Annotated in this window: 11 protein-coding genes and 1 tRNA gene; 7 read left to right on the forward strand and 5 right to left on the reverse strand. The window is 31.3% G+C overall.

Going from position 1 to position 16,010, the window contains the following annotated elements; genetic code table 11:
* Positions 1-31: 31 nt before the first annotated feature.
* Positions 32-1,015 (reverse strand): 3'-5' exonuclease family protein, encoded by a 984-nt coding sequence (locus tag AXG55_RS12765; RefSeq protein WP_148698489.1) that lies wholly within the window; start codon positions 1,013-1,015, stop codon positions 32-34.
* A gap of 836 nt (positions 1,016-1,851) precedes the next feature.
* Between AXG55_RS12765 and AXG55_RS12770 the strand changes: the two genes are divergently transcribed.
* From AXG55_RS12770 to AXG55_RS12780, 3 genes are all read left to right on the forward strand, one after another.
* Positions 1,852-3,258, forward strand: coding sequence for a hypothetical protein (locus AXG55_RS12770; RefSeq protein ID WP_148698490.1), 1,407 nt, complete (start codon positions 1,852-1,854; stop codon positions 3,256-3,258).
* 267 nt (positions 3,259-3,525) lie between these two features.
* Entirely contained in the window at positions 3,526-5,034 is a 1,509-nt protein-coding gene (locus AXG55_RS12775) for a nicotinate phosphoribosyltransferase (protein ID WP_148698491.1), read from the forward strand.
* Between the two features lie 404 nt (positions 5,035-5,438).
* Positions 5,439-6,500, forward strand: coding sequence for a hypothetical protein (locus AXG55_RS12780; protein WP_148698492.1), 1,062 nt, complete (start codon positions 5,439-5,441; stop codon positions 6,498-6,500).
* A 42-nt stretch (positions 6,501-6,542) separates the two neighbouring features.
* Here AXG55_RS12780 and AXG55_RS12785 read toward each other — a convergent pair whose 3' ends face one another.
* Positions 6,543-8,417 (reverse strand): cation:proton antiporter domain-containing protein, encoded by a 1,875-nt coding sequence (locus AXG55_RS12785; protein WP_148698493.1) that lies wholly within the window; start codon positions 8,415-8,417, stop codon positions 6,543-6,545.
* 103 nt (positions 8,418-8,520) lie between these two features.
* Between AXG55_RS12785 and AXG55_RS12790 the strand changes: the two genes are divergently transcribed.
* From AXG55_RS12790 to AXG55_RS12805, 4 genes are all read left to right on the forward strand, one after another.
* Positions 8,521-9,486, forward strand: a complete 966-nt coding sequence (locus tag AXG55_RS12790; protein WP_148698494.1) for a hypothetical protein — start codon at positions 8,521-8,523, stop codon at positions 9,484-9,486.
* Positions 9,487-9,497: 11 nt separating this feature from the next.
* Positions 9,498-10,760, forward strand: coding sequence for a fumarylacetoacetase (fahA, locus tag AXG55_RS12795; RefSeq protein WP_148698495.1), 1,263 nt, complete (start codon positions 9,498-9,500; stop codon positions 10,758-10,760).
* A 351-nt stretch (positions 10,761-11,111) separates the two neighbouring features.
* Entirely contained in the window at positions 11,112-12,116 is a 1,005-nt protein-coding gene (locus AXG55_RS12800) for a hypothetical protein (RefSeq protein ID WP_148698496.1), read from the forward strand.
* A gap of 144 nt (positions 12,117-12,260) precedes the next feature.
* On the forward strand, positions 12,261-12,812 hold the full coding sequence (locus AXG55_RS12805) for a pentapeptide repeat-containing protein (protein ID WP_148698497.1): 552 nt from the start codon (positions 12,261-12,263) through the stop codon (positions 12,810-12,812).
* A gap of 14 nt (positions 12,813-12,826) precedes the next feature.
* On the opposite strand, the gene AXG55_RS12810 is transcribed toward AXG55_RS12805, so the two are convergent.
* The 3 genes from AXG55_RS12810 to AXG55_RS12820 all read right to left on the reverse strand — a co-directional run bounded on the left by AXG55_RS12810 (position 12,827) and on the right by AXG55_RS12820 (position 15,953).
* Positions 12,827-15,130: a hypothetical protein gene (locus AXG55_RS12810; RefSeq protein WP_148698498.1), complete on the reverse strand. Its 2,304-nt coding sequence runs from the start codon at positions 15,128-15,130 to the stop codon at positions 12,827-12,829.
* A gap of 308 nt (positions 15,131-15,438) precedes the next feature.
* A tRNA-Asp gene (locus AXG55_RS12815) sits at positions 15,439-15,515 on the reverse strand.
* A gap of 90 nt (positions 15,516-15,605) precedes the next feature.
* Entirely contained in the window at positions 15,606-15,953 is a 348-nt protein-coding gene (locus AXG55_RS12820) for a hypothetical protein (RefSeq protein WP_148698499.1), read from the reverse strand.
* Positions 15,954-16,010: the final 57 nt, after the last annotated feature.

Consider the following 16,010-nt stretch of genomic DNA (forward strand, 5'->3'; position numbering starts at 1 on the left):
CCAGACAACTATCGGCGAAAAGGAGAAGCTCTTAAGTTTTTTTAGCATAATTAAAAAAGTTTGCACTTTCCCTAGCTAATTCATGGTAATTCAATGGTTTTCCTTCTTTTAATAACCACTGCTCAAACCAGATTAGACATTCCTTAAATTGATCTTCAGACAATATCCCTCTAAATTTTTGTACCGCAAGCAATACACCATAGGAAATAAGCACATCAACAGCACAATATTCTTCAATTTTTACGGACGCATGATTTTGAAAATATTCTTCCGCCACACGAGATCCGTCCATGCCAGACATTTTTCCCCCTAGTCCCATGGACTTAGCAAGAATATCTAAACCAATGCGCGCATTTTTATTATCATAATTAGAGACAAAGTTCATAAGATCAAAGACTTTATCCGATGCATATTTATATCTATAGGAGTCATTTCCTAAATTTTTTACATAGTCCTCAATAGGGCACGTAATAAAATTTATTAAGCTTCTTTGTTCAATAACCATTAAATCGAAATTAGTAATATTATATCCACAAAATGTGACAGGAAGTTTTTTTAATTTTGATTTTTGATAATCAGATAAATAACGATTTCCCATGGTATGATCATACCAAAATTTATTATAATCCTGATGCTTTATTGAAAACTGCCAAAACTCTTCAAGTATTTTTTTTTCATAACTGCGAAACTCATTGTATGAGCTCACTTTAGGAATAGTTCTTTTAAAACCATCCATAATAATATATGTTTCTGGATCAACATAAATAGCACATATTGATAAAACACAATGGTATAGAGTTTTTGGGAATTCAATTTCAGTTTGCTTTTTAAAAGCTTCATAAAACGAATAATCATTCCAATGTATTTTTTCATCAAAATTTTCAATTAAATTAAGATTATCTTGATAATTTAAATACAATAATGGAATATCGGGTACGGTTTCAATATCAAATATTAAAATTGGTGCCTGCGGACGCTCCGCTTTTAGCACTGTACTGGAAGGATTTACCACCATTTTAGTATCCGAGCATAAAGTTTTTTAAATATGAGAAAAATCTTTCAGAAAGATTTTTCTCACCATAGCAACATCTGATTATTTTGTAAAACATGAAAAATTTTCATCTAAAAAACTAAAAATATTAAAAAAAAACACTTTTTTTAACTTCCTAGACCAATTGTCATGCTGAATAAAAACTCTTAGAGAGATGATAAGGTTGTTTGTTCACGAAGTTGAAATCGCGAAAAAATCGATATTTGCCTAAATTTTAATCAAAAATTCTATGATTTTAAAATTTATCAGATCTTATTTGAACTGATAAAATTTTAAAGTCAAAATGCAAATTAATGGATAGAAAATTTTCTACATTATTATTCCAATATTAAATATATGATAAAATGAAATAATTTAAAGTAATCTAAATAAAAAGCAAAAAATTAGAGTACTTTTAACAGCTAATTATAAAACTTCAGAGATTCTTAAATAAATTGGTATTCTCATAATTTCAACCTAAAAAAAATTTAATAAAAGTTAAAATTTAAAAAATTTTATTCGATAAAATTAAAATTAAATATCAATTTACAAGCTGTTAAAAAATCTTATAGATTACCAAAAAAACATAGAATTAAAATAATATTATAATGATCAAATAACTAAAAATATCATAGAAAAATCAATATATTTATAATTTAAAATAAAAAATAAAAAAAAACTTGCCAGATAGCTTAAAGCAATTTAAATATATTTCAGGGAGTGACTCCGTAATTTTTCTAATTCAGGCATGAACATAAAATTTCGATTTAAATTCATATATGCAATACCTATGCAAAATACTTTTTAGGAGAAAACTACAAATGATAAATAATAAAAACCAAAGTATGACATTTCGTTATTGCACAGGCGCTTCATCTATAGATTTTAATCCATTTTCTGATGCAAAAAATTTAAAAAATCACGGTTACTTGCTGTTGTTATTAAAACCTTATATTGATAAAGATAATATTAATGATGGTATTTTAGAAAATTATATCTTTAATGAAGATGAAAATTCGCTTGAAGCAACGGTATCTCTTCAAGCGACTTGGCAGGACGGCACTCCCGTAAGCAGTTTTGAAGCTGCTATGGGAATTGCAAAAGGATTAACCCACAGAGAATTTAACCCTTACTTAAGAGTCATTGGCACTGAAAAAATTAATGAAATAGGATGGGAAAAAAATCAATATCAGGGCATTGAAATTATTTCACCCATAAAATTCAAAATTTATTTTGAAGGAAACATTAAAAATTTTAAAGGCGTTCTTGAAGATATACTTTCGTTTTCCACTGTTAACAATATTATCTGGCCTGTAAGACTAAACTCTTCCATGTATCCAGAGTACAATCCGAATCAATTTGATATTATTAGTAAATACCCAATACGCTCTGAAAAAGAAAAATATTTTATAAAAGTTTTAGGGCACCAAGTTGAATTATGCACAAATAATGAAAAAACAAATTATGATTTTTATTTTAATCAAAATGATTTTGAAAAATATAAATCACCTCAAGAGCTAAATCATAATTACATTGAAAAAACAAGTGATAATGAGCACACTTTCTTTGCTGTTTTTAATTCCAATAGTAGATTATTTGCCACAAAAGAAAATCGTGCAAATATTGCAACTATTCTCAGAAACCTTGCGTTTCAAATTTCTGAGGTTGACAATATTAATATTTCACCTGGACATTTTAATAAGACAGAACCCGGCTCTCATATTGAAATTAATTGGCCATATAAAACAGATAAAATCCCAAAAAACATGAGTGAAATTAAAATTTCAATATCATATCCATCCATCAAAAATAAATTATTGAATTTATTTGAAGAAAAAATGAAAAAAAATGGTGTAAAAATAAAGTGGATTTCTATCTTTGAAAACGAAAAAGAAGCCTTACATGCTGACATGCATTTCATGATGGATCGCGTTCAAAATAATAGACAGATATGGATTCAAAATATTTTAAAGTCAAACTTTATATTTCATTATTTAAAAAATTTCCCTAAAACACTTGCAGCCCTTCATGATTTGACATTTAAATCGGCCTGCACCTTACCACTAAATGTAAAATCATTATTGCTATTTGAAACATTTGTATTTGATGAATCATCAATTGTACCGATTTATCGTTATTTTTTAAAGACATTTACAAGAAAAAACTCTCCTATTGTTTTAAATATTTCGGAAAATAAGGAACTGTATTTTTCTTTAAATAAAAATTAATTCATATTATCTTTACAAATTCAAGAAAATATCATAAAATTTATTGGTTTCCTGTTTTTATCCAAAAGGAAAAGCTAACCCATGAATTTTACCCATAATTATTTTACTTATCGCAGTGTTCAAACCCCTCATTCTTATGTTTTTTTGCTTATTGCTCAAAGAACCAAGAAAAAAAGACGCTCTCCCTTCTCTAATTACTTATTAAACTAAAATACAAATAAAATAAGAACTCCAATACCTTTTTTAAACTTTTCGGATTGAATCGATATGTCACCTTTTTTTAACTCTGTATATAAAAACTCACTTACATTATTGACCGACTTTTATCAATTAACGATGGCCTATGGCTATTGGAAATCAGGGCTAGCCGAAAAAGAAAGTGTCTTTCAACTTTATTTCAGAAAAAATCCATTTAAAAGCGGTTATACCGTTGCTTCTGGATTAGAACTTGCCATTGAATATATAAATAATTTTAAATTCAACGACGATGACATAGGTTATTTAAAAACTCTCAAAGGCAATGATGACAAATGTTTATTTGATAATAATTTTTTAAATTATTTAAAAAATTTAAAGTTCACTTGTTCACTTCATGCCGTACCCGAAGGAACCGTAGTTTTTCCAAATGAACCTATTTTAAGAATTTCAGGCTCCCTTCTTCAATGCCAACTCCTTGAAACTCCATTGCTAAATATTATTAATTTTCATAGTCTCATTTCCACAAAAGCAGCACGTATTGTTTCTGTCGCAAATGGGCATCCCGTACTAGAACTTGGCCTAAGACGCGCACAAGGGATCGATGGCGCATTAAGCGCTTCACGCGCTGCTTTCATTGGAGGCTGTTTGGGCACTTCAAATACTCTAGCAGGCAAAATATTTGGAATTCCTGTTAAAGGAACACATTCTCATAGTTGGGTCATGGCATTTGAAAATGAGCTAGAATCTTTTTATGCACTTGCCCATGCCATGCCTAATAATGTCATACTTTTAGTTGATACGTATAATACTATTGAAGGAATTAAAAAGGCTATAGAAATTGGAAATTGGTTAAAATCTAAAAATAAAAAACTAACTGGAATTCGTTTGGATTCTGGTGATCTCGCTTATCTCAGCATTGAAGCACGAAAGCTTTTAGATGAGGCTGGATTCCGCGACACGATTATTGTTGCCAGCAACGATCTCAATGAGCATGTCATCTCAAGCCTAAATGAACAAAAATCGGCTATAACCACTTGGGGAGTTGGCACGCAACTCGTAACTGCTTTTGATGAACCTGCATTAGGTGCCGTATATAAGTTAACAGCTATTAAAAATAATGATAATACTTGGAAGTATTGTATTAAATTATCAGAACAGTCTATTAAAATTTCAACTCCCGGCATATTACAAGTCCGCCGCTTTCAAAACAAATCGCAATTTTTCGCCGATATGATTTTTGATGAACTCAATCCTCCGCAAAATAATAGCGTTCCTATTATTGATCCAGAAGATCCCAATCGTTTTTACAATGCACCCGCAAATAGTTCTTATGAAGATATTTTAAAACCCATTTTTATCAACGGAAAATTAATTTACCAATCTCCCTCTCTTCAAGACATTCAATCGTACGCCTTTAAAATGCGAGAAATGTTTCACCCCAGCATCAAACGCCTCCTCAACCCGCATAATTACCCCGCTGGCTTAGAAAAAAACTTGCATGATCTGAAGATGAAGCTGATTAGGGAATCGAAGGTGAATGTTGAAATGAATAAGGATAGTCATCATTCTCATTTGTGAAAGAATGTTATGATTTTTAATTTTACTTTATATTATAAGGTCCAAAAAATTCTTGAAAAAAATTAAAAAACTGAAAATATTATTTTCTAAAATGAAATTTTTTGATACTCATCATTTTTATATTTCTCAGAATTTCAATTATGAATAGCAAGAGATCACAAATCCTCTAATTTTCAAGAGTTTTCACAGCACAATATGATCATTAATTGATTTTATTTAAATATGTATTCCTTTTATTAAACAATCAATATCTTATAAAAATATTTAAATTAGTTTTAAAAATTATTTGATATAAACAAATTTAAAACATATATTATCGAGAATTTATGAAACACTATTTTTTAATAAAATTTTGTTATTATAAATAATTAAAAATAAATTTGCATATTTAGGGTCATAATAAAATGAAAAAATTATATGGAAAAGAATTGGATGATGATTTTAGTGTTGGATTTGGAGTTTATGAATATATTAGTAGAATTGATTTTGGACTATGGGAGTCTTTAAAAATTTGGTTACATGAATTACCAGACAATGAAAAAGAAATCATATCAATATATTATTTAAAATTTAAAAAAATATCTAGAGGCGATGATTATTTAGAAAAATCTTTACAAGTTCATTTTTTATTTAAGTTAAGACTTGAAAGAATCATATTTTCTTTAGAACATCTAAAAATTATTATTAAAAAAATATTTCAAGAAACTGAAAAATTAGCTCATTACAGATCAGTTGATTTATTAACAAAAAATATTAACAGATATAGCAGTTATATTTCTGTAAGTGAAATACATAAATTGCATAAATGGGATCAAAAATACTTTACAAATTTAAGCATGTTTCAATCATCTAATGTGGTTGGAGTGAAAGATTTTAAATTTATTGTTCATATGATAGGAGAGGAATATTTTAATCGTACAGATTTTAGTAATCTAGAAGATAATATGAATACTTGGGATGCTATTTCTACAAGCGTTGTTTCAGAAAACAATAAATATTTTTATTATAGATTTGGAGTGATACTTTCTATACCAAAGCAAAATATTTTACTGACATTTACTCAAGATGCCATGTTTGAAAATCATATTGGAAATAGTAAAATGGATAAATATCAGCTAACATCAAAGAAATACAGTGAAAACAAAATTAAAAACAATGGCCTATTAACAAAACATATTAAAAGCAAGTATAATACATTTTATACCCCTGACGAAATCATAAAAAAAACTTATGCATTTCATAATGAAATAATAGTATGTGGAAGAAATGGTGTAAATATCCATCCCAATTTTCCATGCACAGGAAAAATTAAAATTGCTGGGATAGTCATAGTAAATGATAAAAACAATCCAACTTCTATAAAAAACAGTCAAATGATACTTGAAGCAACTAAAAATCTTCAAAAAAAATATAGTGTTCCAATTATCAGGATAGACGGCCAAGTTGATGTGACTTCAAATCAGTGACTTCCCAACAAAGCTGGAATTTACCTGCATTAGGTGTTTTATTTATGCTATACTTTTTTGCAATTCCTTTATTTTTTCCAAAGATTGTCTTGTTCCAAAAATAAATAACTCATCGTCGGTTTGGAAAGTAAAGCTTGATATCGGATTTTTAATACGATCGTTATTGCGTGTCACAGCTAAAACAATACAATTATAATTGACACGAATACCGAGTTCTAAAATCGTTTTTCCTATGAAAGGATGATCGGGATGTAAACGAATACCGGCTAAAATACATTGATCGATAGATAATTGGGAATCTTCATCAGGTAATTTTTCTGTACAAAAGTGTTCGAGTTCCGAAATCGATTTTTCATTTCCATAAACCAAAAGGGTGTCATTTGACATAATAACTTCCGTGGCTTTCGGAGAAATAATAGTTCTATTTTCTCTACCAATTGCAACAATATTGACTTTAAATTTTTCTCTTAATTTTAAATCAATTAAATTTTTACCTGTTATATGGGATTCTGCCGTCACATTTACAGGGACAAGATATTCATCCCAAGGAGCTAACCTATCTAAGGTTGAGGTTATATTCCTTGAGGTCATGAGCATATAATTCTTTTTTAAACGCGATTTTGTATTTTCAACTAAGTAGCGCATACCTTTAAATATTGAAAATTTTTCGTAAAAGGGAGCCATTTTATTTTCTAAAGAAAATTCGATGACAGATTGAGAATAAGATTCGATAAATTTATAAATAGGTTTTGGTATTATTCCTTCCGCTTTATCCGCAAATGAAAGTGAAGCTTTCACAACAAAAGGCGTAATGAGCATTGTAATAATAGCAGTCGCCACAATGGCTGAAAAATTTTCGCTATCAATACTGCCTAAACTGACGCCCACTTGCGCAATGACAAAGGAAAGTTCCCCAATTTGTCCCATACAGCCACTAATGCGAATGGAATCTTTAACACCTTGCCCCACACATAAGTTGAATATGAAATTGAGAAAAAACTTTCCTAAAATAATGGTGAGAACAAGAGCAATAATCAATTGCCATTTGTCAATTATAATATGCGGAGTAAATAAAAATCCAATGGAAACAAAAAAGACAAGGGCAAAAAGATTTTTAACAGGTTCAATAAGTGTTTCTATTTTCTTAATTTCACGGCATTCCGATAAAATAGATCCCATTATAAAAGCGCCTAATGCCGAAGAAAAATTCCAGGAAGCGGATAAATAGGCTAATCCTAGTGCAAAACCTATGCTTAAAATAACTAAAAGTTCTTCTTTACCAGAAAGAAAAGCGGAGTGAATAATACGCGGTAAAAGTAAGGTACCAAGCAGCCACCACAATAAAATACTGCAAAGAAATATAGGTAACAGCTCGAATAATTTGATATCACCACCCGTCACCGATGTGGATAACCAAATGATCATAAAAATAGCGACAGAATCTTCAACCAACAAAACAGCCATGAGTTTTTCAGCAAAACGAGCGCTTTTTAATTGCTTATCCTCTAATATTTTGACAATAACTGCTGTCGATGCAGTAGAAATGACAGCGCCAATAAAAAGAGCTTCAAAACCAGTAAGACCTAAATAACGACAGACTTGAGTTCCTAAAAACCACATAATCAGTGCCTGCAAGACACCGACAATGATAGGCGAGGAACCGAGTGATTTAATTTTACGCACACCAAAATGTAGCCCCATAGAAAACATAAGGAGCAAAACCCCAATTTCCGCAAGGGTATTGGCCGATTCTTTACTAACTACGTAAGGTGTATAAGATATTGGCAAAGAGAGGAGGACACCACCAAAAATGTAGCCCAGTAGAAGTGGCAGTTTGAGGAATTTTTTAAAAATCCAACCAAAAGCACCTCCTGTGAGAAGGATGGCGGATAAATCTTGGATAAATATATTATGCATTTAAAATCAACTCCACTTGAATTCAACTATCACCTTAAGATAACGCACAATCTTCGATACAAACAAGCACTGGCCTCACGCACATTTAACACTAGGAGTTTTTATGCAGAGTTTAAATATTTTTATGCAAGGGCTTTTAGATTACGCAGGTTTGTTTCCACCAGCAACGTTGTCTTTACAAGATGCTCTAAAAAATTTTGCAGAATATCATCATCATGATCAAAAAAAATGGCTAGGAAAATTTATTTTACCTGCCAATAAGATTGACGAGACAATATCACTATTAAACAATCTGAACACATTTTCAACCCTTAATCAAAAAGCTCCGTTCTCAATCATTTTAAACAGCTGCGATAAGCTTACTGACTATCCAAATTATTTAGAAAAAGACCTTATAATTATAAACAACTTTCGAAAAAAATTTGAAACCACGATAGACATTCTTTCTTTTGAGTTTTTACCACCAAAAGAAATCTTTGAGCCTAAAAATCATACATTATTAAATGATTTTATAAGTATTTTCAATAATAAAATTGATTATTATAAACATAAATTAGAATTTTATTGTGAATTGCCGTTAAATCCTTTTTTAAATGAATACATAAAATCCATAATACAATGTAATAACAAACAAAATTCCTATAAATTATCAATAAAACTAAGAACCGGTGGAGTGACGCCACAACAGATACCTAAATCAATAGAAATAGCACAAGCCATTCTCCTTTGCGCACAAGAAAAAATCTCATTAAAAGCAACGGCGGGACTCCATGTCCCTGTTCCGAATGACAATTCCGATGTGGGTGCAAGGTTACATGGATTTTTGAATATTTTTTCGAGTTTGTTACTTTGCTACGATCATTTGCTCAGTATTGAAGAGATAGACGAGATTATTTCTCATTGCTCTTATGAAGATTTCAAGTTTACAGACGAAGGACTTTTTGTTAGAAATAAATTTATTTCTAATGAAAAAATGCAGCAATTTCGTAATTTATATATTAAAAGCTTTGGAACCTGTAGTTTTCTAGAGCCCATTGAACACTTACAACATCATCAATTTATTTTGTAAAGGAATTAAAAATGCAAGAATTTCAATCTTGGTTAGTTATACCAAACAATCACGACTTTTCTATTTATAATATTCCATTTGGTGTATTTTATATCAATAATAATTTAAAATCAGCACGGTGTGGTGCCGCTTTAGGTGATTATATTATAGACTTAAGCTGTCTTTATCAATTTGGATATTTAAATGATATTAAAAATCTTTCTAAAGAAATTTTTGAAAAAAACAAACTAAATTATTTTTTATCACTTGGAAATGAAACTTGTAATTCTGTCAGAAAGAGAATTCAGTCCTTATTTTCCGAAAAAAATATAGAATTAAAAAATCACCCCGAACATTTAGAAAAAATTTTAGTGCCTGCAGCATCTGCTCAAATGCTGTTACCTATTGAAGTTAAAGATTACGTAGATTTTTACTCAAGCCTAGATCATGCCTCAAATGTAGGGAAAATGTTTCGCGACGAAAAGAATCCTCTCCTCCCTAATTGGAAACATATCCCTATTGGCTACCATGGGCGCAGTAGTTCTATTGTTGTGAGTGGAACAAGCTTTAAAAGACCCCAGGGGCAATTGTGCCTCCCCGATTCTTCCACTCCCACCTTTGATTTTTCAAAACAAATGGATTTTGAACTAGAAATGGCTTTTATCACAAATAAAAAAACAGAAATGGGGCAAACGATCTCTCCAGACAATGCCTCTGATGCTATTTTTGGACTCACACTATTTAATGATTGGTCTGCACGCGACATCCAAAGGTGGGAATATGTTCCCCTAGGTCCTTTTCTTGGCAAAAGCTTTGCAAGCTCAATGTCCCCCTGGGTTGTTTCTTTAGATGCGCTCTCTCCTTTTGCATTAGCAGCACCAAGTAAGGATGTGCCTGAGCTTGATTATTTGAGGTGCTCTCGCTTGGGGCATTATGACATTCATTTAGAAATTTATTTGCAATCTGAAAAAATGAGAGAGCCCTTTCTAATTGCTAAGACAAATTACAAGCATATGTATTGGAATTTATTTCAACAATTGGCTCACATGACATCCAATGGTTCTCCTGTAAGCGTTGGAGATGTCTATGCAAGTGGCACAATTAGTGGTCCCACACCGGACTCCTATGGTTCCCTGCTTGAGATTTGCTGGAAGGGTACGAAGCCACTTAGCTTACCCGACGGAAGTACAAGAAATTTTTTACAAAACGGGGATACGGTTATTTTTAAGGGGTTTGCACAAAAGGGCAATATTCGGGTAGGTTTTGGTAATCTTTCGGGAACGATTCTTTCCTGATAATTATCGCAAACCCTCCATTATGACTTCCGACTTTTGAGTGTCTTTTTGTAAGACAGTTATTTCATCGAGGCTGCTTGTGATATTTTTAATTCCTTATAAATATAACATAAAATCCTATATTGAATACTTTTCTCCACAAAATTCAATCGTTATACCCCCTGAAAAAATGTCTTAATTTTTGACGAAACACTTAAAGACTGGTAGTTTTCCCTCTTGAAGAGTAATCAGGATGTAGGGAATTCATAAGTATGCTATTTTTAGCAACAAGATTTTCCTGTAGTACAAAAATTTTTAGTTTATTTTAACTATTATGGACTTCTTTAATATTTCTTTAGAAAGGAAAGTTTTATGCGTAAGTTACAAGAAGCAGTTAGGTTTCCACAGTCTGTTCAACTCTTTCGTTTTTGCTTTCGCGTTCTAGAGCTAAGACAGCCAAATGAAAAAGTCCATGATCAAGACCTTGGTTCCATTTTAAATTATAACCCAAGCGACACAAGTCACTGGAAGCGCGGTAAAAAAGCAATCCGCAATGTACAATCTTTAGAAAACCTTGCTAAAGCGCTCGACGTCGATCTTGAAATTGTCCAAGATCTTGCTGACGGCTTGGTTGATTTAGACGAAGCATGGTGCGACTTCTGCGATGCCGAAGAAGAACGCCGCCTCTCTCTAGAAGAACCTGGCGTGCGCATTGAAAGACGCGATAGAAGTCTTGAAATTGAAAAAGTGGCTCAAGAAATTCTTGCAAAAGCAAATGTAACCTCTGTACCGGTGCATATACCAGAACTTATATCTGCATTTCCTTTTATCCAACTTATGCCTGGCGATGTCTCCGACAAGCTTGCACGCAGCTCACGCGTAAGACCTGGTCATTATGCCATTCGTTTCCGCAAAGGTGACATCAGAGCTCACACGCGCACCGCTATTGCACGTGAAATCGCACGCATTGTTTTGCTCTCTGAAAGAGAAAAATTCAAATTTACAAGCCGTTGCGAAACTCTTTCACAAGCTGAAATTGTCGATTTTGCCAATGCACTCTTAGTGCCAAGAGAAGCTCTTGCTGTTGAAATTCAAAAAATTTCAACCCGTGTCAACATGGTTAAAGCTTTAGCAGACCTATTTTGGGCACCAAAATCCGTAATCCGCTCACGGCTTTCCTCTATTCTCTTTGAAACTGCTTCCAACAGTGTGTTTGAAGCTGCTGCTCTTGAAGCGCGTATTTCCGTTCAAGACAGAACAGAAATGGTGGAAGAAGAATTTCTTGATGAAGAGTTTAGTGATGACTCAAACTCACTTTCCTTCTCTAAGAAACAACCACGCCCAGCGGCATCTACAGTGCCAAACTCTGTTCATTAATAACTTGTTTTAAAAGACAATTCTGAATCAATGAATATTTAAAAAATGAGTGATTCTTTGGAGTCACTCATTTTTTTATTCTTGATTTTTTTACATTTTGAGGCATTGTTTATTGTCAAACCTAATTAAGGAGGTTTTCTCGAAATGGTTGTGATTCTTAATAAAAAATCGGCTCCAACAAAAACAAGTCTCATGGCTCGTAAAGCTATAGATGAGGATGAAGACGAAGAAGATGAAGATTTTAGCGATGAAGAAGAGGAAGAAGAAGGCATTTCGGAAATGCGCAGCAGTGAAATTGACTCTGACGAAGCAAAACCGAAAACTTTAACACGCAAAGAAGCTATAGACATTCTTCAAACCACGCGTGATTTTTCTAAAATGGATTTTCGTAAAGCCAATTTAGCAAAGCTCGATTTTTCAAACTGCAATTTTGAAACTTCAAATCTTTCTTATGTGAATTTTAAAGATTCCAATTTGGAAGGCTGCAATTTTACAAACGCAAGTCTCTGGAATGCCAATTTGGAAGGAGCAAATTTAACCCGCGCAAACCTCGAGGATGCAGACCTTGATTATACAAAATTAAGAGGTGCTATTTTATATCGCGCCAATGTCCGCAGAGCGACTCTACCAACAGATCTCATTCCGCGAGAAGAAATTTTGCGTTCCATTAACGAAGGAACCAAAGTAAATAGATAAGCTGAGAAATTTTCTCAGCTTTTTTTATTTAAATTCTTTACAAAAAACTCTTCAAAAATTTCTTTTTTCTTTGCAAACTTCATAATTGAAAATGCCTCTGGAGAATTTACACCACATATTATGGAATAAAATTGTAAAGCTTGATCCATTTCTTCATTCATATCAGTTACAATATTATCCATATAAAACTGCAGCGCTTCTAATTCTTTTGCTAATGTAAAAATATTCATTAATGTTTTTGTATATTTTTTAACAACATCTTCTGAGGTCACAGCCCGTGTAAATTTTCTTTTGGGAGCTTTTTCGCCTTGTATTTCTTTAATTCCATCAATAATAGCAAGGGAATCGGCATTAATTTTTACGGACAAATTAGCAACAGTTTTTAATCTTTCTCTAAACATATTACCTAGCTTGTGTATGGAATCACCAGGCATAAAAGCAACCGCTTTTGTAAAAAATCTAAAGGCTGTATCATTTAGATTTTTACTCGATTTTTTACTTTTTGCATCTACATATTTATTTTCAATATCTTTCCAAATTTGCACTTCATTTGAAGAAACTTGTCCAAATAAATTTATAATTCCTACATCAATTAAAATTCCAAATGGAGAAAATGCTAAATTTGATATGATACTATTTGAAAATAAACCTGTTATTTTAGAAAAGAGATCAACTACTCCTAATACATGAAAAAAAGAATACGCACCATTTGCAATATTACCAGACCACGATCGAAGAGTTGCGTATTTATCTTTTGCAAAATTAGAGTTTGATTTATAAAGAATGGCATCAAAAACAGAGAAGGCAACCCAAGCTCCAAAATTGATAGCATAAGTTTGGGATTGTAAATTAGTAAAATATTCTTTAGAAAATGGTAAATTAGCGAATAAATAAACTAATCGTCTAGCAGAATCTGCGGGATGTTGAAATTCATCAAAATAACTTTTAAACTCTTGATACGGAGTTTTCTTTTCTTCTGCCGATTTTTTTTCATCATTAAATTTTAATTTAATATCATCATATTTAATAGAATCTGTATTCATTGTTGCAATGACAAATGCTGAAAGCTGCTCTGCCAAAGAATTATCAACTTTTCTATATTTATTTTTCAAATATTTTTCAATCGTATTTTCAGTTTTTGATTTTTTATTTCCCGTTTTTTTAATATCTAATGTCTTAAAAAATTTCTGAACAGTAGAATCATTTACAAGCAAAAACATAGATTGCAATGTTGTTGCTTTTAAGGACTCTATTTGAATTCTGAGAGTACTTGCAATAATTTTATTACTTCTTAAGTAATAAAATGTTTTATTATAATAATCTTTTATTTTTGGCATTTCTTTTTGAAAGGTTTTTAAATCAACTCGATCTTTTGTATAATAGCTACTACAAATATTATTAAATTTTTCACAATTTTCTTTTAAAAGACAGTAATATTTAAAAGAATTTGCAAAAAAATAGGTGAACTGACCCGTTCTTGAAGTTGATTCCTGGACATGCGCAAGGGCTGATTTAAGAGCCTCCAAACCAGTGAGCTTCTGTTTTACAATTTTTTCAATAATACAATTACTCTCATATGACTTCCCTTCATATAAATAATATTTGTTACCTTTAAGAACATTATAAAGACTTTTAACTCCTTCAGATAGTGCTGTTTTTGCAGAGCCTACTCCTGTCAAAATAGCAAAAGTCTGAGTTGTTGCTAGAACACTTCCAATAGGAGGTATAGCAATACTAAATACAACAGTATGAAAACCAATAATAGGAACAATAAACATATTAAAAAGAGCGACATCTGAAGGAGAGAACACATAAAAATCCATTCTATCAAAGTAATGCTTTTTATTACTTTCTTCCTTAAGGCACTCATTAATTTTTATACTATAAAGAAAAGAATCAAGGGTATACATTTTTTTAATTTTATCAATATTATAAATTCTTTCTATTTTTTTTATTTCATGATTTTTATTTTTATCCTCATAAATTTTTATCAATTCATCTATAATTTTAGATTCAGATGTTTTCATAATATTCTGGTTATTTAATTTTGATTTTGATTCAATTAATTCCGAAAGACACGAAAAATAATAAACACATAAATTTCTTGCATTCCCAAAATAATATTTTTTTTCTTCTAAAGAAAGCTGAATATGCTCTGCCAAATTTTTCTGTGCATATTTATTAAATTTTATACTTGGTTCTTCTATTTGCTCTTTTTCTGGATCAATTGCCTTGGAATTACCCTGAGCAAGGACGGGAGAAATGTTCCTATTCGCATTTTCCAGATCAGAGGATCCGCTCTTATTAAAAATACCCATATTATTCTTCCTCCCGTTGTGTGAGTCCATTCACAATCTTGCAATATAGATACTTTTGTCTATGCAAATCTTGTGCCAAAATTAAATTGTGTAGGATGATTAAAAAAAAATTAATATGGGTATAATTACATAAAGTAATTATATAATTTTTTTTGCATTTTATTTTTATAGAATTAAAAAATCAAGCTTCTTCTTTTTAAAGAAGAAGCTTGCGGGTAAATTTTATTGCAATTTATACTAAAAAAACTATACAATACACAAAAAAAACAGTCTAAAATATAGACTGCTTTTTTTATTTCAATTAAAGATGGCGGGATGGACGGGACTTGAACCCGCGACCTCCGGCGTGACAGGCCAGCGTTGTAACCAACTCTACTACCACCCCACTCATGTGCAGTTGTGTATGCCAGAGAAGGAAGATCAAAGCAAGCATTTATCCCATAATTTTTAAAAAAAAATTCTCCTGCAATAATAGCTATTTGAAAAATAGCGACAAGCCACCAAAAAGAATGAATAGGCCAAATAAAATTCCAAATATGGCGAAAGTATAAAAGAGCAGGGAAGCCAATGAAAATTTTGACTTAGGACTTTTCTTTACTTTGTTAAAACTCTTGTAGGAACTTGGATTATGAGACTTTACAGTATGCTGGTTTTTCACATTCCGAGCTAAAGAGTCATTATGCCCCCCTCGAACTGAAGGTTGCTTTAACTTTTTGTGTTCAGACTTATGTTTGTGATCGCTAAATTGAATTATTTTAGCGCCTGAATTATTCTCATTTGTACTTGCAACAAACGAATATAATTGAAATAAGTTCTTCACCATTCTCGAACTCCTCGCTAAGAGAAGATTTATTGTTAGAACCTTATACATTAATATAGT

The sequence above is a fragment of the Silvanigrella aquatica genome (assembly GCF_001907975.1).
In the GTDB taxonomy this organism is placed as follows: domain Bacteria; phylum Bdellovibrionota_B; class Oligoflexia; order Silvanigrellales; family Silvanigrellaceae; genus Silvanigrella; species Silvanigrella aquatica.

Excerpts from the sequence above, each read along its gene's own strand:
- AXG55_RS12805 (WP_148698497.1), top strand. The coding sequence starts at position 12,261 with ATGGTTGTGATTCTTAATAAAAAATCGGCTCCAACAAAAACAAGTCTC.
- AXG55_RS12790 (WP_148698494.1), top strand. The coding sequence starts at position 8,521 with ATGCAGAGTTTAAATATTTTTATGCAAGGGCTTTTAGATTACGCAGGT.
- AXG55_RS12765 (WP_148698489.1), bottom strand. The coding sequence starts at position 1,015 with ATGGTGGTAAATCCTTCCAGTACAGTGCTAAAAGCGGAGCGTCCGCAG.
- AXG55_RS12780 (WP_148698492.1), top strand. The coding sequence starts at position 5,439 with ATGAAAAAATTATATGGAAAAGAATTGGATGATGATTTTAGTGTTGGA.
- AXG55_RS12820 (WP_148698499.1), bottom strand. The coding sequence starts at position 15,953 with ATGGTGAAGAACTTATTTCAATTATATTCGTTTGTTGCAAGTACAAAT.
- AXG55_RS12810 (WP_148698498.1), bottom strand. The coding sequence starts at position 15,130 with ATGGGTATTTTTAATAAGAGCGGATCCTCTGATCTGGAAAATGCGAAT.
- AXG55_RS12775 (WP_148698491.1), top strand. The coding sequence starts at position 3,526 with ATGTCACCTTTTTTTAACTCTGTATATAAAAACTCACTTACATTATTG.
- AXG55_RS12800 (WP_148698496.1), top strand. The coding sequence starts at position 11,112 with ATGCGTAAGTTACAAGAAGCAGTTAGGTTTCCACAGTCTGTTCAACTC.
- fahA (WP_148698495.1), top strand. The coding sequence starts at position 9,498 with ATGCAAGAATTTCAATCTTGGTTAGTTATACCAAACAATCACGACTTT.
- AXG55_RS12770 (WP_148698490.1), top strand. The coding sequence starts at position 1,852 with ATGATAAATAATAAAAACCAAAGTATGACATTTCGTTATTGCACAGGC.
- AXG55_RS12785 (WP_148698493.1), bottom strand. The coding sequence starts at position 8,417 with ATGCATAATATATTTATCCAAGATTTATCCGCCATCCTTCTCACAGGA.